Source organism: Streptomyces sp. NPDC012510 (assembly GCF_042955065.1).
Lineage (GTDB): Bacteria > Actinomycetota > Actinomycetes > Streptomycetales > Streptomycetaceae > Streptomyces.
This window is the reverse complement of record NZ_JBIBEN010000004.1, coordinates 508,792-524,338: the sequence shown is the minus strand read 5'-3', so window position 1 is coordinate 524,338 and position 15,547 is coordinate 508,792. Positions and strand designations below refer to the sequence as shown.

Genomic DNA, 15,547 nt, shown 5'->3' with positions numbered 1-15,547 from the left:
AACGCCAGTATCAACGTCGCGGCAGGACAGGGCGGGATCCCCCGCCCCCGGCGGACAGCCGGTGCCGGAGGGACGACACCGCCCACACAGCGGTCAAACGTCCGTGAACCTCAACCTGAATGGGTTGGAATCCCCCTCTTTTAAGAGGGGGAGGATGTCAATGCGCGACGAACACGCTGCGGGCTGCGGGACTCTCCGCGGCCTGGTGGAAGCGGTAACTCCCGCCGAAGCGGTAACTCCCGCTCCGTGCGGTGCCGAGCGCACCGGCGGGCCGGGGGTCACGTGGCCGCCGGCCCGCCGTCGCTGTCCGGGGTGAGTCCGTCGCCTGCGCGGCGGCCGGTGAGCCAGGCCGTGAGCGAGACGACCGGGTTGAAGTGGGCCCCGGACACCGGCCCGAGCGGCACGATGAGGACGCCGAGGCCGAAGACCGTGGCCAGTGAGTTGGCGAGCAGTCGCACCCCGACATCTCGCGACAGCTCGGTGGCCTGGATGCCGGAACCGACCACGACCACGACCGCGACCAGCGCCGCAGAGCCGACGGCCTCGGCCGGGACGCGGCGTCCGAGCGGGGCACTCACACGAGGTGTCCGACTCCTGAGAAGGCGGCCGCTGTTCGAGGGCCGGCGCTACGACGGCGGCCTCTGCTCCCCCTGCGCGGCCTGCAGGTCGGCCAGCAGCTCGGCCTGCCCGGCGAGCACCCCGGAAAGGATGGTCCGTGCGACCCGCAGAAGCTCCGCGACCTGCGGACTGATCAGCGAGTAGTACACGGTCGAACCCTCCTTGCGGGTCTTGACCAGATTCGCCCGCCGCAGCACCGCCAGTTGCTGGGACAGGTGTGCGGGCTCGATACCCACCTCGGGCAGCATCTCCGCGACCGCGTGTTCACGTTCGCTCAGCAGCTCCAGGACCCGGATACGGGCCGGATGGCCCAGCGTCTTGAAGAACTCGGCCTTCAGTTGGTACAGCGGCGTACTCATCGCGCCGTCCCCTCCCCGACACGATGGCACGGCCCCTCCGGCCGGAGCTCGGCGCATCGCGTCCACCCACTCGTCAAGAACATGCGGACCATCCTCGCCTGCGGCACCGGCCACACCGAATCCGAAGGCGAGCACCGCCGCCCGGCCGCCGTACCGGGCGGGCGGCACAGGAGGATGTCGGATCAGACCTTCTTCACGACACCGGACTTGAGCCGCATCGCGCCGAACCCGTCGACCTTGCAGTCGATGTCGTGGCCGTCCACGCCGTCGACCAGGCGGATGTTGCGCACCTTGGTGCCCGCCTTGATCCCGGTCGGGCTGCCCTTGACCTTCAGCGTCCTGACGACCGTCACGGTGTCACCGTGGGCAAGCACGTTGCCGACCGCGTCCTTGATCACCCTGCTTCCCGAGGCGTCGTCCGCGGATTCCGCGGACGGTGACCACTCGTGTCCGCACTCCGGGCAGACCAGGAGCGCACCCATCCCGTAGGTGTGGGCGCCGGCGCATTCGGGACAGGGGGGAAGGTTCTCACTCATGGCACGGGGGTCTTTCAGTCGGTGAGCGGATACGGGGGTCAGGTGGGCCGGCCGACGGTGTGCCCCGCCCGCAGTGCCTCGTCGGGAGGCGTCGGGCGGCGAGAGGTGCCGGTCGGGGAGGGAGAGGGCGGTGGTGTCGTGCGGCCCGTCGAGGTCAGAGGGGGAGAGTCGCCCAGATGCTCTTGCCGTCGGCGTCGCCGTGCACGGCGACGGTGCCGCCGAGTTGCCGGGTGAGCTCCAGGACCGTCCCGAGACCGCCGCTGCCGCCGGTCGCGGCGCCGTGCAGCGGGGGCTGGTGGGGGTGGCGGTCGTGGACGGCGAAGGCCAGGCGGCCCCCGTTCGCCGCATACATGACCATGATCTGCGGGGACGCTTCGGCGGCGTGCCGGACGCTGTTGGTCACCAGCTCACTGAGGATCAGCAGCGCCGCGTCCACGACGGGCCGGTGCAGATCTATCCCCCACTCGACCAGCGCCTGTTCGGCGGTCTCACGGGCGAGACGGACGGCGGACGGCTCGTTGGGCAGGGTGAGCACGTGCCGGTACGGAAAGGCATCGAGAACCGGGACCATCATGTCTCCACGCGGGCGAGGCGGAAGCCGCTGACCGTCTTGGGGTGCAGGCACAGCAGCGTGTCGTGCGGGCCGTGCGTCCAGCCCGGCAGCGTACGGCGGTAGTGAGCCACCTCGTCCGCGTCGCCGAGCACGTCCACGGGGCCATGGGCGGTGGCCGTCCAGCCGGTGCCGTGCACCGCGCGGATCTCGTCGACCTGGTAGGTCACCGTGTCCGGCACCGCCGCCGCCCGGACGGGAGCCCGCACGATCAGTCGGCCGTACTCCCACACATGCCGGGCCGGCCGTATGACGGTCAGCTCCCGATGCGGGTGCACCAGCCGTCCCAGGCTGCTGCTTTCCAGCAGCCACAGGGCCTCCGCTCCGGAGATCTCCACCATGCGCAGAGGGGCGGGGGCGATGCTCATCGGACGGCCTCCTCGTCGGCGGTTCGGGGCTTATGGGCGGGTACGGCGGTCAGGACTCCGGTCGTCTCCAGGTGGGCGCGGGCGGCCCGGATCGCCTCTGGGCTGGTGGCGTACGCCCGGCCGTCGTGCCCCAGCAGTTCCAGCGCGCCGACGGAGTCCAGGACCCGGCGCTGGCCGGTGCGGATCCCGGAGGCCAGGACGAGGATGCCGCGCCGCCGCAGCTTCTCCACGGCGTCCTTGAGGACCAGTGCGCCGGTGGCGTCCATGGTCGACACCCGGGACATGCGCAGGATGACGACCCGTACGTCGGCCACCTCGGTCAGCTCCAGCAGAAAGCGGTGCGCGGCGGCGAAGAACAGCGGTCCGTCGATGCGGTAGGCGACGATGTGCTCGGCGAGCAGGGCGTGTTCCTCGGCGCTGTGGTCGCCCCGGTCGAGCGGGACCTGGTCGAGGCGGGCCTGCTTGGCCACGGCCCGCAGCGCGAGGGCACCCGCGACCACCAGGCCGATGATCACCGCGTACACCAGGTCCAGCACCAGGGTCGCGAGGGCGGTGAGGACGAGGATCAGCGCGTCCGAGCGGGTGGCCTTCGCCATCGCCCTGAGGGCGCCGACCTCCACCATGCGGACGGCGGTGGCCAGCAGCACACCGGCGAGGGCGGCCAACGGGATCCTGGAGACGAGGGGCGCCGCGGCGAAGACGATCACCGCGAGGATCGCGGCATGCGTCAGGGCGGCCAGCCGGGACCCGGCGCCCGTGCGGACGTTGACCGCGGTCCGGGCGATCGCGCCGGTCGCGGGCACCCCGCCGAACAGCGGGGCCGCGATGTTGGCCAGCCCCTGGCCGAACAGCTCCCGATCGGGGTCGTGTCGCTGCCCCACCGTCATCCCGTCCGCCACCGACGCGGACAGCAGGGACTCCAGGGCCGCGAGCACCGCGACGGCCACCGCCGGGGCGAGCAGCGTGCTGAGCGAACCGAGGTCCAGGAAACCGAGTGAGGGAGCCTGCAGCCCGGACGGAAGGTCACCGATCGGCTGCGCCGCGTCCAGGCCCGCGACCTGGGAGACAACCGTGGCCGCGACGACCGCGAGGAGGGAGAACGGGACCGTCGGCCGCCGACGGGCACCCACCAGCATGACCGCGGCCACCGCGACCGCGAACCCGACCGCCGTCCAGTTCGGATTCTTCGCGAACTCCACGACCGCCCGCCAGGTCACCACCAGCACACGATCGCCCTCGGGCACGGCCACCCCGAGCGCGTACGGGACCTGCTGCAGTCCGATCACACAGGCGATGCCGAGAGTGAAGCCTTCCACCACGGGCGCGGGCACGTACCGCATGCACGAGCCGGCCCGCAGTGCCGCCAGGGCCACGAGCATGACGCCGGCCATCAGCCCGACGGTCAGCACACCGGTCGGCCCGTACTCGCCGACGATGGGTACGAGTACCACGGTCATGGCCCCGGTCGGCCCGGACACCTGGAGGTTGGACCCGCCGAACAGCGCGGCGAGCGCGCCGGCGACCACGGCGGTCGCCAGACCGGCCTCGGCGCCGAGGCCGGAGGAGACACCGAAGCCGAGCGCGAGAGGCAGGGCCACGATCGCCACGGTGAGCCCGGCGAGCAGGTCCCTGCGCGGATCACGTCGCGCGTCCGCCAGGTCGGCTCGGGTGGGCATGAGCGCGGTGAGCCGGGCCCCGGCCCGGCTGATCCCCGAAGTCATCGCGCAGCGACCTCGGCTTCCCGCGGCTCGGCCGGTAGCAGGTCCCACACCGGCGACGGCCCGTCCTTCGACAGCTCCAGCACGCCTACGCGTACGGGATGGCCCAGCATCTGGAAGAACTCGGCCTCGGCCTGGTACGGCGGAACAGACACAATCCCTCGGCTTCCCCTGCACATCCCGCCCGGTGGGCCGGGCACAGCCGGGCCAGCATCTAGCTAATTGCGAAATTTTGCAATTCAGCAGGAGTAAGGGTCGGCGGAGTGTGTCTCGCAGACTTCGGGCGCTGCCGGTCCTCGCGTTCCAGCGGCACGCGGTAAACCATGGCGGCCCCCGCCGACAGCGCAGACGGACCGTAGGGCCGGGGGCAGGCGCCGCCTTCGCTCTGGGCGGCGCTGTGAGGGGTGTCAGGGGCGAGGGGCGTAGGCGGTGTGGAACGTGCTCGTGACGCGCCGTCCGGTGCATCAAGGGCGTCCCGCGGCACCGCTGGACGACCGCTGCGGGATCAGGAGATGCGCCCGGAGACGATGCGCAAGGATGGGCCGCAACGGGAGCAGGCGGGTCGCGCGGGTGAGGCGGGTCGTGGTGGCACGAGCCACCAGCCCTGACGCCGAACCCGTTCGCCCGCTATGGTGAAGTGCAAGTGGACGACGATCCGGAATGGGCAACGTATCGGACGACTATCCGGTTGAGCAAGGGCTTCTGACGTGAGCCTGGGAGGAGAACTTGTGAAGTCTGGGACGGGCGGGCCCAAGCGGTCGGACGCGCAGCGCAACCGGGAGCGCATCCTGGAGGTGGCGCTGGTCGAACTGTCGCGTTCCGCGGACGTCCCGCTGTGCACGATCGCCAAGAAGGCGGGCGTCGGGCAGGGCACGCTCTATCGCAACTTCCCCAACCGTGAGGCGCTCGTCCTGGAGGCGTACCACCACGAGGTGCAGCAGCTCACCGACAGCGCGTCCGAGTTGCTGAAGACCATGGAGCCCGACCAGGCCCTTCGTGTCTGGACGGACCGCCTCGCCCGCTTCATCATGGCCAAGACCGGACTTGCAGACGCGTTGCGTCAGGCGTCCAGCGCGACGGTAGGGCCGGAGCCGTCCGGGTACTCACTGGTGTTCGGATCGATCGAGTTCCTGCTCAAGGCCAACCATGAGGCCGGCACCATCCGCCCGGGAGTGACCGCGGACGACTTCCTGCGCGCCATCGCCGGCATCTGGCAGATCGACATCCGCGGAGACTGGCACTCCCAGGCCACCCGGCTGCTGGACATCGTGATGGACGGCCTGCGCGCGGGGGCTCCGGGGCGCCCCTGAGAGCCACCGAGCCCGCGAGGGCGGCGCGGAAGTCCGGCCGCTAACCGGACAGTCGTCCGATAGCTCCTCCATATCGGACAGCGCTCCGCTTCACTCCGGCGTCCAGACACAGAGGACACCGTCCCGGACACGGTCGACACCGCGCTCGCGTCGCCATGGCTGTCGAAGGCGTGACCGAGCGGTACGCCCCGGCGACACCGGTCGCTCCCACGGCCCTCTCGGCGCCGCTTCTGTTTCCGGGAATCCGCGGAGCTGGTGTGGCGCTCGCCCGAGAAGGTGCCGGTGGGCGATGACCAGGTCGAATTCCGCAGCGGTGAACGCCTGTTGGGCATCCCCGGGCCCGCCGCCGACGGAGTCCCGTGACGGCGTGGACTACGGTCCGACGATCGCCCGTAGGGCCGCGAGGTGGCCGTGGTACGCCATACGTCCCTGCGGCGTCAGGCGCAGCCAGACGCGTTGCCGGGTCTCTCGTACCGCCTTGCGCTGCTCGACGTAACCCGCCTCGATCAGGGCTCCGGCATGCTTGCTCAACACGGAGGCTGACAACCCGAGTTGCTCCTGCATGACCGCGAACTCGGCCTCGCCCACGGTGTCGAGCAAGGCACAGACGCGCAGCCGGTTGGGCGAGTGGACGAGGTTGTCGAAGCCGTCCATCGGGTCGGCGGGACGGGCGGTCACGAGGCCTTCCGGTGCAGCCGCACGAAAACGAGGTGGAAACCCACGGACACCGAGGCCGCGGCGACCGAGGCGGCGACGAGCCACCCTGCCTGGCCGGTGGCGCGGAACACCCAGGCCGGTCCCACCAACAGCGCGGGCATGACGATCGCCAGGGGAACGGTCACACTTCTGGGCAGCACGTCGAAGCGGAGTGCCACACCGGTGCGCTGCCGCCAGGAGCGGGCGGCGACCGCGAGCAGCACCAGGTACGCCGCGGTGATGGTCAGCAGCACCGCCCCCCAGGCCGCCTCCGGCAGCAGCCACCGTTCGTCGGCGACCAATCCCCCGTACACGACGGGGAAGGCCGCGGTGTACGCGGTGAGGACGGTGGTGAACCAGGTCGGCCACGGCGTCGCCGACAGAGCGGTGGCCGACGCCCGGATGCGAGCGGCTTCGGCCAGCATCGCCCGCGCCTCGTCCGGCGTGGGAGGGGAGTAACGGTCGGGGACGCTCGCACCAGTTTCCATAGCGGAAACAGTAGAGCCCTGTTTCCAATGTGACAACTGTAGATTTTCCGATACGGAAAATGAGGCCGGTGGCGCGTGATGCCGCCGACTCCTGCGGACGGGCGAGCCGCACTCCCCGGCACCCGCCCCTGACAAGCCCGCCTCTCCGACCGGCGACCGCTCAGTCCCTGACCGCCACCAGGACCTGGCTGTCGCCGAACTGCCAGACCGGCGTGACATGGCGGAAGCCCGCCTGCCGCAGCAGTTCCGCGTGACGGGCCGCGGTCAGGCCGTTGTCTCCGCCGCCGTCGCCGCCGCTGGGCGGCAGGCGCCGCTCGCGCTCGGTGAACAGGTCCGTGAGCTCGGGGTCCCGGGCGACGGCGGTCCACCAGGACTGCCAGTTCTCGTGGACGTGCGCGCGGGACCGCACGGCCCGCCGGCGGCCCACGTGCGCGGTGAGGTCCGAACAGGGCGGGCCGCCCGGCGGGAAGTGGTCGCCGTTGACGAGCGCGCCACCGGGGCGCAGGAGCCGCGCCAGACGACGGTAGGTGTCGAGCAGGACCGGCTCGGCGAGGTAGTGAAGGGCGGTTGTCGAGACGGCCGCGTCGAGGGGGCGGTCCAGGCCGAGCGCGTCGGTCCAGCCCTCCTTCCCGATCACCGCGTCCACATAGCGGGCGGCGCCCGCGTGATGGGTGCGGGCGAGTTCCAGGAGCAGCGGATCCATGTCGACGGCGACGATCTCGGTGTCGGGCCGGCGCTCGTGCAGGCGTGCGGCGAGCGAGCCCGGCCCGCAGCCCAGGTCCAGCAGGTGGGGCCGGGTCCGGTCGGCCGTGACGTACTCGATCACGTCGGCGATCACGGTGAACCGCTCCTCGCGGTCGACGGCGTAGTGCTGCTGCTGCCTCTCCCAGCGCTCCACCCACGTTCTGGCCGTCGCCATGCTCACGCCCATCCGACCGCGCCACCTCTTCCGTCGCCTACCTGTCGCGGGACACTCCGAATCTACAGGTGGAAACGGTTTTCATTCATATGTGGCGTTCGGCTGCCATGGGACCGGCGTCAGTGCAGCGAGGCGAGGACCGACAGCAGCCGGTCGATCTCCTCGACCGTGTTGTACACATGCAGGCTGACCCGCACCGAGCCGTCCTGCTCCGTCGCGCCCGCCTGGCAGAGGCTGTCGGCCCGGACCATGAAGCCGTGGCTGAACAGGATGAACCCGAGGTCGTCGGAGGGGATGTCCCGGTGCCGGAAGGTGACGATGCCGTGGCGCCGCTGGGCCGCGGGGACGCCGGACTCGGCGCCCAGACTGGCCTGACAGCCCAGGACCTCGTACGGGGCGAGGCGCCGGAGCCCTTCGGTCAGCCGGGCCGTGAGGGCGCCGGTCCAGCGTGCGACACGGTCCGTGCCCACCGCGTCCAGCCAGTCGAGCGCGGCCTCCAGCGAGGCGACGCCCACGGTGTTGGGGGTGCCCTGCCACCCGCCGGGGCGGAAGACCGGGCCACGCGCGTTGCGCGCCCAGACGGCTCCGGTACCGGGCAGGGCCAGTGCCTTGTGGCCCGAGAAGACCACGAAGTCGACGTCGAGGGCGGGATCGGCGACGGAGACCGGCAGATGGCCGACGCTCTGGGCCGCGTCCAGGCAGATCGGCACGTCCGGACCGACGGCCGCGCGAACGCGGTGGACGTTCATGTCCCCGCCGTACACATGGTGTACGTGCGTGACGGCGACAAAACGGGTGCGCGGGCCGACGACCCCGTCCAGGGCCCGGTGGTCGTAGTCGCCGGACGCCGTCTGGTACGGCAGCGCCCTGACCCGCACCTCCACACCCCGGTCGGCCAGCAGGTGCCGGACCTCCAGCCAGGGATCGAGGTTCGCCCGGTGGTCGGCGAAGGGGACGAGGATCTCGTCGCCGTCCGTCAGATACGCGGCGAGCCAGTCACGGGCGACGCTGCGCAGCCCGTCGGTGGTGCCGCTGGTGAAGTGGACGGTGGAACGCCGCGGATCCGGGTCCCGGAGGAACTCCTTGACCCGCTGCCGGGTCCGTTCCACCAGCTCGGTCGTCCGGTTGGCCCACGGGTACGTGCCGCGCCCCGCGTTCGCGTTCGACGTCGTGAGGTACGTCTGCACGGCGTCCAGCACCGCCCGCGGCTTCTGCGAGGTGGCCGCACTGTCGAGGTAGGCCAGCTCGGGATGGGCGGTGATGAGCGGGAACTGCTCCCGCAGCCCCCGCTGCCAGTCGGCCGTCTCGTCCCGGCTCGTCCCGTGCCGGGGGTGTGTCGCACTCATTCCCGCACCAGCGGCGCGCCCGCGTCCCGCCAGGCGACGATGCCGCCGGCCAGGCTGCGCACGTCGGGATGGCCCATCCTGGTCAGCAGCGCGGCACAGCGGGCGGACTTCTCACCGACCGGACAGGCCAGCAGCACCGGCTGACTCTTGCTGAACGGCAGCCCACCGCGGAGGAGTTCGTCGAAGAGCTCGTCGACGATGTTGACCGACCCCGCGATGTGCAGCGCGGCGTAGGCGTGCGGGCCGCGCAGGTCGACGACGAGCGGGCGGGGCTCTGCGCCACCGATCCACCGCCGGGCCTCGTCGACTCCGACGACCGTCGCCTCGGCCCGGATCTCCGCGTCGGTGAGGGCCGCGGCCAAGTGCCGCGGGCGGGACTGGCCCAGGAGCTCGGGACGTCGGCGGCGTACGTAGCTCAGATAGCTCTCGGCGCGGTCGCAGACGATGAAGACCGCCGTCCGGCGCTCCGCCGAGACCGACAACTCCTCGTCCACCGTACGCAGATGGCGCACCGCCCCGTGATAGGCGGCCCCTCCCGTCGGTCCCGTCAGCAGACCGCAGCGGCGGATGAGGGTCAGCATGCCGTCGATGGCCTCGTCGGAGGTCACCGACTCGATCGTGTCGTACGTCGCCGGGTCGAACAGGCCGACCTGGTGGACCTCGTCGATGGTGCGGATGCCGGGGATGAAGTCCGACTTGTGGGCGACCAGTCCGAGGACCCGGGTCTCCGGGTCGTGCTCACGCAGCGCCCGGGCCACCCCGGTCGACGAGCCGGCCGTGCCCACGCAGGCGATGAACCAGTCCGGGGCCTGTCCGTCCAGGTCCTTGATGATCTCCGGACCGGTGCCCTCCGCGTGTGCCTCGGTGTTGCGCGGGTTGAAGTACTGGTCGGTGTGCAGGTACGTGCTCCCCGGCTCGGAAAGCGCCTGGTGGAACCGGGTCAGCGGATCAGCGGTGTCGGTCGGGTCGAGACACTCGCTCTGTCCCGGCAGTTCCTCGATCTCTGCGCCCAGCAGCAGGAGCAGGTCCTTGATCTCCGGCACCCGCATCCGGTTGGTCACGCTCCTGAACCGCAGCCCGTGCATCCCGGCCAGCAGGGCGAGGGCCTTGGCGGTGTTGCCGCTGGAGAGTTCCACGACCGTCTCGCCGCGCTCGGCCGCGTCCTCGAGGAACGGGCGGGCCATGTTCCAGGCGGGACGGTCCTTGACCGAGCCGAAGGGGTTGAGCATCTCCAGTTTCGCGTACAGGTCGATGTGGCGCAGGCCGTGCACGGCCGGGTCGATGCGCACCAGCGGCGTGTTGCCGATGGCCTCGGTGATGCTGTCGTACCTCATGACACCGCTCTCCCGGGGGGCGTGATGGGCCAGTAGTCCTCGTCCAGGCACCAGCGCCAGGACTCGCCCTCCCGGACGACCGCGACGGTGCGGGCGACCGGTTGCCGTTGGGCGTGATGGGCGTGGAAGTCCATCGCGTAGCCGGCCGTGTTGGCGAAGGCCAGCAGGTCGCCGACGCGTGGGAGCCGGGGAAGGAAGACCTTGCGGCGCGTGATCAGATCGGCCTCCAGGCAGAGATTGCCGACGAGGTGGACACCCACGGGGCCCTCGTCGCGCTCCTGCGCGACGCCGGCCCGTGGCAGGAGGACGGGATCGACGACCACCCCGTGTTCCTCCAGGCTCATGTCCCCGGCGTTCATGCCGAGGCGCACCAGATGGTCGCCGGAGTCGTGCCCCGTACGCCGTACGTCCAGGACGCGGGCCAGGGAGAGCCCGCACTGGTCGACCAGGGCCCGGCCCGGTTCGGCGTACAGGTCGTAGAGGTGCTCCAGGAGGAGGGTGGCCGGCGGGCGGCCCAGGGAGGGGGCGGGCAGACAGAGCAGTTCGTCGAGGTAGCCGGGTCCGGCGGTGGGGCGGTGCGCCGGGTAGAGCGCCACGGACCCGCGGACCGTGCCGCCCTCGTTGCGCAGCCCGTAGCCGTGGCCGCGCCAGGTCAGGGCCGGTCCGGTGCCCAGCACCGCCTCGGACAGCGCCGTGGTCCAGCGCTCCCACTGGTCGGCGTCGGCCACGTAGCCGACGCCGAATCCGCCGCCGATGTCGACGGCCCGCGGAGCGAGTCCCCGGGCCCGGCACTCGTCCATGACCATCACGCACCGCTCCAGCGCACGGGCCTTCTCCGTCAGCGCCGTCGTGTCCAGGTGGTAGGCGACCCCGGTCAACTCGACGGCGTCCCGGTGCCGTTCGACGGCGGACAACAGCTCGCTCACCCGCTCCACCGGCGAGCCGAAGCGGCTGCGCCGCGAGAGCACCCGCACCCCGGACGGCCCCTGCGCGCCGGTGGCCGACTCGAACTCGGACAGGCGCAGCAGGACGTCGACGCGTGGCAGGGCGTACTTCCGTACCAGCTCGGCCAGTTGCTCCAGCTCACCGCGTGAGTCGAGGTTCACCGTCGCCCCGACGCGGGCGGCGAGCCACAGGAACTCCGTGTCCTTGGGGCCGGTGGCCATGATCCGGTCCGGGGTGACACCGCATCCCAGGACGTGCCGCAGCTCCGCCAGCGAGGCCACGTCGATGCCGATCCCGGCCGGGTCGGCCGCCGCGAGCCGCCGGACCAGGGCGCTGGACCGGTTCGCCTTGTGCGCGAAGTAGACCCGTCCGGCCAGGTGGTGCTTGCGGTACACGGTGAGGAACCGCTCGGCGTTCTCGACGATCCGCTCCGGGACCAGCACATTGAGCGGGGATCCGAGCGCGTCGACGAGCGTGTGCAGGAACGGGGCGTCGTCGAGCAGCGAGGTGAGCGGTGCTTCCAGCCGTGGCTGTAGGAACAAGGGCACGGGCACGACAGGTCCCTCCACCTCCGAAGGCCGACCGCGGCCCGGACAACCGTTCGGGCGTAAGCATTTCCGGTTACATACGCCTTTAAGCCCAGGCACACGGCCATAACGGCGCGACGCTCCGGGGAGAGTCAGGTACTCGCCTGATCCGCTGTCGGCCAGACGTACGGCAGGTCGTCCGGGACGCCGGGGAAAAGCGGTGCGTAGGTGGTCGGGTCCTTGCGCACCAGGGCCGATCGGTGGCTGCGGTGGAAGGCGTCCTCGCCGAGCCAGGGGGGCAGTTCCCCGGCCGCCGCCAGCCGCGGTTGGTCGCGTACCGGTGTGTGGGGACGGAAAGCGGCGAAATCGGCGACGAGGGTGGCCGCGCAACTGTCCTGGTGCCCCTGTTCGCGCCACACCGCGCAGACCTCCAGGCCGTACCGGACCAGCGCCTCCTCGTATCCCGCCCACATCCGCACGGCCGGATGACGACGCCACCCGTACCCCGGCACGACGAGGCCGCGAAGGACCTGCAACGCCTCGACCCGCTGCTTGCCGAGTCGGCGGCGGTCGAGGACCAGCGCCGACGCTCTGAAGTCGGGGTAGGGCAGGAACGTCTGCATGCTGTCGCCCCTGGCAACCGTGGGGGAGCGCCCTGGATCGGACGCCTTTCGCCTCACTGTCGTACGGAAGACCGGGCAGCGCATCAGGACCGGACCGGCCCCAGGGACGGCACTCAGCGGCAGTCGTAGGTGAAACGGGTCGTGGCCGTGCGCGGGGCCGGGGTGAGGATGCGCAGTTCGGCCTGTGCCGGGCGGTGCCCCTTGCCCTGGAACGTCCACAGCAGGTGGAGGCGTGCCTGTCTCTGGCCCCGGACCATCACCTCGCTCAGGACGCCCGAGGCGGTGCCGTCGCTTCGTGTCCAGCGGTAGGTGAGCGTGCCCGGACGGCCGTTCGTGGTGACCAGTGCGACGAGGTCCGCGGTGCCTTCGCATCCCAGGACCGTCGGCCGGGCCGTGACCTTCACCGTGCCGACGGTGAGGGGCGGCCCGAGGCGCTGCCAGGCGAGGAACGCGAGGACGCAGAGCACCACCAGGACGGGCAGGGCGTGTCTGCGCGGCCGTCGGCGCGGGTGCGCGGGCGGCGGCGGTACGGCGGGGAGGGTGCGGTGGGTGCGGTGCGCGACGGCGTTGGTCACACCGGGGCCGAAGCGCAGCACGGTGCCTTCGACGCGGTCGGGCGGTGTCGGCCGGTTCTCCGTGGAGGGGTGGACGAGGGTCTGCTCGACGAGGGTGCCGTCCTCCCCGGGTCTCTGTATCCAGTGGCTGGCCAGCACGGTGGCGCTGTACTCGGCGTCGGCCGGGACCGGCGGCGCGTCGCTCGGGGCGCGGCCGTCCGCGCGGCCGTCGACGGGGCCGTCGACGGGGCCGAGGTGGAGGGTGGCGGCGGAGCCGACACGGCGGGTCAGGTCGGAGCCGAGGTGGAGGGTCGGGTCGGAGCCCAGGTGGGGGGTGGGGTCGGAGCCCAGGTGGAGAGTGGAGGCGGCTTCGCCGGCAGCGGCGAGTACCGGGGTCTGCTCGACCCCGGACTCCAGCGCCTGCGTCGGCTCGTCCCCGGACACCCACACCCGGGTCGGCTCATCCCCCGACTCCAGCACCTGCGTCGGCTCATCCCCGGACTCCAGCACCTGCGTCGGCTCGCCCCTGGACTCCAGCACCTGCGTCGGCTCGCCGGCTTCGGCGGGTGCGGGGCGGTGGTCGTCGTTCCTCGCGGTCATCGGATGTCGCACCGCCTGGTCAGGAGCTGCTGCGAGGCACCGCCGTCGGCGGCGGCCGGAGTGGTCGTGGCCTGTACCGCCCAGTAGCAGCCGTCGTTCTGGAAGGTGTGGTCGACGGTCAGCGTGTACTGGGTGGCGCCGCCGCGCTCGAAGGTCTGGGACGCGCCGTCCGGGGTGCCGAGCCCGCGTCCCGAGGCGCTGGTGAACCAGGAGACGGTGACGGAGACCGGCCCCGTGCCGTCCGTGGTGACGGCGATGGTCGCGGTGGCGGTCGTCGGCCCGGTCTGCCGGAAGCCCGACACGGTGACGTCCTTGACGGCGGCGGCACCGGGCGTGGTGGGGGCGGCGGTCGTCGGCGTCACGGTGGTGGTCGCGCCGCCGGGCGCGCTCGTCTCCGGGGAGCCGTCCGTGGAGGCGGAGGACGAGGGTTCGCCGGTCTCGGTGGGCACCGGGTCCGAGGGGGAGACGGTGGGGGACGGTGACAGGCCGGGCGACGCGGTGGGCGAGGGGGACGAGGAGCCGGACGCCGTCGGCGCGCGGGGCGCCGCCGACTCCGTGTCCGGTCCGGCGCTGGTGGTGGCCAGTGCCTGCGCCGCCCGCTGAGCGTCGGCACCGGGGCTGTGCTGGAGCCCGAAGGTCAGGAGGGCACCGAGGGCCACGGCGGCGGCGGACACGAGCACGCCGGACCGGCCGGGCAGCCACGACTGAGCCCGGCCGGGGCCCGGCTCCTGCTCCAGGACCGTGCGGGCGGTGTCCGTGGTGGTACGGGGGCCACCGCGGGCCGACGGCAGCAGCAGCGGGAGCAGTGCCACCAGGGCGGCGAGCCGGCCCCGGCCGCGTTCCTCCCAGTCGGGGCCGTAGGCGGCGTCGGCCGCCGCCTCCAGTTCCCTGACGAACGCCTCTGCCTGCGCGGGCCGTTCCTCCGGATCCTTGGCCAAACCCCGGCGTACCAGCTCACGCACCGGCTCGGGAGTCTCCTCGGCCGGAACGGGCGCGTCGACGTGCTGCAGCGCGAGTGCCGCGAGGTTGTCGGCCGCGTACGGCTTGTGGCCCGTCAGGCACTCGAAGAACGTGGCGGTGGCCGCGTACACGTCGGCGGCGGGAGAGGCGGGTGCGCCGGTCCACTGCTCTGGGGCCATGTAGGAGGGGGTCCCGGCCACACCCGCCTGCACGCCCGCGTCCACCGCGATGCCGAAGTCGACCAGCTTGGAGGTTCCGTCCGGCGCGACCAGGACGTTCTCCGGCTTGTAGTCACGGTGGACGACGCCGACGTGGTGCGCGTCGGCAAGACCGAGCAACGATCCCTTGAGGAGGACGAGCGCTGCCTCGGGGTCGAGCGGGCCCTCCTGCCTGAGCAACGCCCGCAACGAGACGCCGTCCACCAGCTCCATCACGATGGCGGCGCCGTCCGGGCTCTCCACGTACTCGTACAGCCCGGCGACGTACGGGCTCTCCAGCCCGCCGAGCAGCCGGGCCTCGGCCCGGAAGTCGTGCACGAAACCCGGCCGGGTGCGCAGGGACTCGCTGAGGTACTTCACGGCCACCGGAACGCCGGTCTCCTCGTGCACGGCGAGGACGACTCGCCCGCTCGCCCCCGACCCGAGCTCGAACGACTCGGTGTATCCGGGCAGTGCCCATGTGTTCATTCCAGCCCCCCAAGGCCGTCGTGGCGCCGGAGCCCCGCCTTCTGGCGAAGCGACCACGCCGCGCGTGAAGAGACACATTTTCAGCCACTGCGGTTGCGGTATGACAAGCCCACCGGTGCGGGCGATCCGTTTGCCCGTCGGCGGGGGCCGAGGTGCCAGGCGCGGTGCGGCACGGTCGCAGTCGGCTGAAACCAGTCCGCCGAGGGCGGTGCCGGGGCCGAGCTCCGCGGCAGGTGCCGAGGACGGGGACGCCCGTGGCATGGGCGCGGCGCAGCAGGTCGAGTTCGCCCTCGCCCCAGGGGCACCTTCCCTTCGGCTCTCCCCGTCGGCTCTTGCGCGTCCATCGGCCT

General features: G+C 72.0%; 16 protein-coding genes and 1 pseudogene. 1 reads left to right on the top strand and 16 read right to left on the bottom strand.

Translation table 11 applies throughout. From position 1 onward, the window contains the following. Positions 1–311 precede the first annotated feature (311 nt). The 7 genes and pseudogenes from ACFY9I_RS10135 to ACFY9I_RS10105 all read right to left on the bottom strand — a co-directional run. Positions 312–578: pseudogene (locus ACFY9I_RS10135) on the bottom strand (aquaporin); the annotation flags it as partial. 48 nt (positions 579–626) lie between these two features. After that, positions 627–977, bottom strand: coding sequence for a metalloregulator ArsR/SmtB family transcription factor (locus ACFY9I_RS10130; RefSeq protein WP_390999124.1), 351 nt, complete (start codon positions 975–977; stop codon positions 627–629). A 182-nt stretch (positions 978–1,159) separates the two neighbouring features. After that, positions 1,160–1,513, bottom strand: a complete 354-nt coding sequence (locus tag ACFY9I_RS10125) for a zinc ribbon domain-containing protein YjdM (RefSeq protein ID WP_390999121.1) — start codon at positions 1,511–1,513, stop codon at positions 1,160–1,162. A gap of 154 nt (positions 1,514–1,667) precedes the next feature. Next, positions 1,668–2,084 carry an ATP-binding protein gene (locus ACFY9I_RS10120; RefSeq protein ID WP_390999173.1) on the bottom strand — a complete coding sequence of 139 codons (417 nt, stop codon included), beginning with the start codon at positions 2,082–2,084 and terminating at the stop codon, positions 1,668–1,670. Continuing rightward, positions 2,084–2,491 (bottom strand): pyridoxamine 5'-phosphate oxidase family protein, encoded by a 408-nt coding sequence (locus ACFY9I_RS10115; RefSeq protein WP_390999118.1) that lies wholly within the window; start codon positions 2,489–2,491, stop codon positions 2,084–2,086. The genes ACFY9I_RS10120 and ACFY9I_RS10115 overlap by 1 nt, the downstream gene beginning before the upstream one ends. After that, positions 2,488–4,212, bottom strand: coding sequence for a SulP family inorganic anion transporter (locus ACFY9I_RS10110; protein WP_390999117.1), 1,725 nt, complete (start codon positions 4,210–4,212; stop codon positions 2,488–2,490). Before ACFY9I_RS10110 ends, ACFY9I_RS10115 begins: the two co-directional genes overlap by 4 nt. Beyond that, positions 4,209–4,364 (bottom strand): hypothetical protein, encoded by a 156-nt coding sequence (locus ACFY9I_RS10105; RefSeq protein WP_390999115.1) that lies wholly within the window; start codon positions 4,362–4,364, stop codon positions 4,209–4,211. The genes ACFY9I_RS10110 and ACFY9I_RS10105 overlap by 4 nt, the downstream gene beginning before the upstream one ends. A gap of 573 nt (positions 4,365–4,937) precedes the next feature. On the opposite strand from ACFY9I_RS10105, the gene ACFY9I_RS10100 reads away from it, so the two are divergent. Beyond that, positions 4,938–5,519, top strand: a complete 582-nt coding sequence (locus ACFY9I_RS10100) for a TetR family transcriptional regulator (RefSeq protein ID WP_390999113.1) — start codon at positions 4,938–4,940, stop codon at positions 5,517–5,519. 372 nt (positions 5,520–5,891) lie between these two features. On the opposite strand, the gene ACFY9I_RS10095 is transcribed toward ACFY9I_RS10100, so the two are convergent. The 9 genes from ACFY9I_RS10095 to ACFY9I_RS10055 all read right to left on the bottom strand — a co-directional run bounded on the left by ACFY9I_RS10095 (position 5,892) and on the right by ACFY9I_RS10055 (position 15,197). Further along, positions 5,892–6,197: a transcriptional regulator gene (locus ACFY9I_RS10095; protein WP_390999111.1), complete on the bottom strand. Its 306-nt coding sequence runs from the start codon at positions 6,195–6,197 to the stop codon at positions 5,892–5,894. After that, complete coding sequence (locus ACFY9I_RS10090) at positions 6,194–6,703, bottom strand: hypothetical protein (protein ID WP_390999109.1); 510 nt, start codon at positions 6,701–6,703, stop codon at positions 6,194–6,196. The genes ACFY9I_RS10095 and ACFY9I_RS10090 overlap by 4 nt, the downstream gene beginning before the upstream one ends. Before the next feature lie 160 nt (positions 6,704–6,863). Beyond that, positions 6,864–7,634 carry a methyltransferase domain-containing protein gene (locus tag ACFY9I_RS10085; RefSeq protein WP_390999106.1) on the bottom strand — a complete coding sequence of 257 codons (771 nt, stop codon included), beginning with the start codon at positions 7,632–7,634 and terminating at the stop codon, positions 6,864–6,866. A gap of 107 nt (positions 7,635–7,741) precedes the next feature. Then, the gene (locus ACFY9I_RS10080) at positions 7,742–8,968 is read right to left on the bottom strand and encodes an aminotransferase class V-fold PLP-dependent enzyme (protein WP_390999104.1); all 1,227 of its coding nucleotides are present in this window, start codon (positions 8,966–8,968) and stop codon (positions 7,742–7,744) included. Further along, positions 8,965–10,302 (bottom strand): pyridoxal-phosphate dependent enzyme, encoded by a 1,338-nt coding sequence (locus ACFY9I_RS10075; RefSeq protein WP_390999101.1) that lies wholly within the window; start codon positions 10,300–10,302, stop codon positions 8,965–8,967. The genes ACFY9I_RS10080 and ACFY9I_RS10075 overlap by 4 nt, the downstream gene beginning before the upstream one ends. Further along, positions 10,299–11,801 carry a Y4yA family PLP-dependent enzyme gene (locus ACFY9I_RS10070; RefSeq protein ID WP_390999099.1) on the bottom strand — a complete coding sequence of 501 codons (1,503 nt, stop codon included), beginning with the start codon at positions 11,799–11,801 and terminating at the stop codon, positions 10,299–10,301. Before ACFY9I_RS10070 ends, ACFY9I_RS10075 begins: the two co-directional genes overlap by 4 nt. Positions 11,802–11,926: 125 nt before the next feature. Continuing rightward, positions 11,927–12,397 (bottom strand): MSMEG_6728 family protein, encoded by a 471-nt coding sequence (locus tag ACFY9I_RS10065; protein ID WP_390999097.1) that lies wholly within the window; start codon positions 12,395–12,397, stop codon positions 11,927–11,929. 113 nt (positions 12,398–12,510) lie between these two features. After that, the gene (locus tag ACFY9I_RS10060; RefSeq protein WP_390999095.1) at positions 12,511–13,551 is read right to left on the bottom strand and encodes a hypothetical protein; all 1,041 of its coding nucleotides are present in this window, start codon (positions 13,549–13,551) and stop codon (positions 12,511–12,513) included. Further along, positions 13,548–15,197 carry a protein kinase gene (locus ACFY9I_RS10055; protein WP_390999092.1) on the bottom strand — a complete coding sequence of 550 codons (1,650 nt, stop codon included), beginning with the start codon at positions 15,195–15,197 and terminating at the stop codon, positions 13,548–13,550. The genes ACFY9I_RS10060 and ACFY9I_RS10055 overlap by 4 nt, the downstream gene beginning before the upstream one ends. Positions 15,198–15,547 lie beyond the last annotated feature (350 nt).

What these genes read in the sequence shown, in the direction of transcription:
- ACFY9I_RS10075 (WP_390999101.1), bottom strand. Translation starts at nt 10,302, where the DNA reads ATGAGGTACGACAGCATCACCGAGGCCATCGGCAACACGCCGCTGGTG.
- ACFY9I_RS10130 (WP_390999124.1), bottom strand. Translation starts at nt 977, where the DNA reads ATGAGTACGCCGCTGTACCAACTGAAGGCCGAGTTCTTCAAGACGCTG.
- ACFY9I_RS10065 (WP_390999097.1), bottom strand. Translation starts at nt 12,397, where the DNA reads ATGCAGACGTTCCTGCCCTACCCCGACTTCAGAGCGTCGGCGCTGGTC.
- ACFY9I_RS10060 (WP_390999095.1), bottom strand. Translation starts at nt 13,551, where the DNA reads ATGACCGCGAGGAACGACGACCACCGCCCCGCACCCGCCGAAGCCGGC.
- ACFY9I_RS10110 (WP_390999117.1), bottom strand. Translation starts at nt 4,212, where the DNA reads ATGACTTCGGGGATCAGCCGGGCCGGGGCCCGGCTCACCGCGCTCATG.
- ACFY9I_RS10055 (WP_390999092.1), bottom strand. Translation starts at nt 15,197, where the DNA reads ATGAACACATGGGCACTGCCCGGATACACCGAGTCGTTCGAGCTCGGG.
- ACFY9I_RS10090 (WP_390999109.1), bottom strand. Translation starts at nt 6,703, where the DNA reads ATGGAAACTGGTGCGAGCGTCCCCGACCGTTACTCCCCTCCCACGCCG.
- ACFY9I_RS10120 (WP_390999173.1), bottom strand. Translation starts at nt 2,084, where the DNA reads ATGGTCCCGGTTCTCGATGCCTTTCCGTACCGGCACGTGCTCACCCTG.
- ACFY9I_RS10080 (WP_390999104.1), bottom strand. Translation starts at nt 8,968, where the DNA reads ATGAGTGCGACACACCCCCGGCACGGGACGAGCCGGGACGAGACGGCC.
- ACFY9I_RS10115 (WP_390999118.1), bottom strand. Translation starts at nt 2,491, where the DNA reads ATGAGCATCGCCCCCGCCCCTCTGCGCATGGTGGAGATCTCCGGAGCG.
- ACFY9I_RS10085 (WP_390999106.1), bottom strand. Translation starts at nt 7,634, where the DNA reads ATGGGCGTGAGCATGGCGACGGCCAGAACGTGGGTGGAGCGCTGGGAG.
- ACFY9I_RS10125 (WP_390999121.1), bottom strand. Translation starts at nt 1,513, where the DNA reads ATGAGTGAGAACCTTCCCCCCTGTCCCGAATGCGCCGGCGCCCACACC.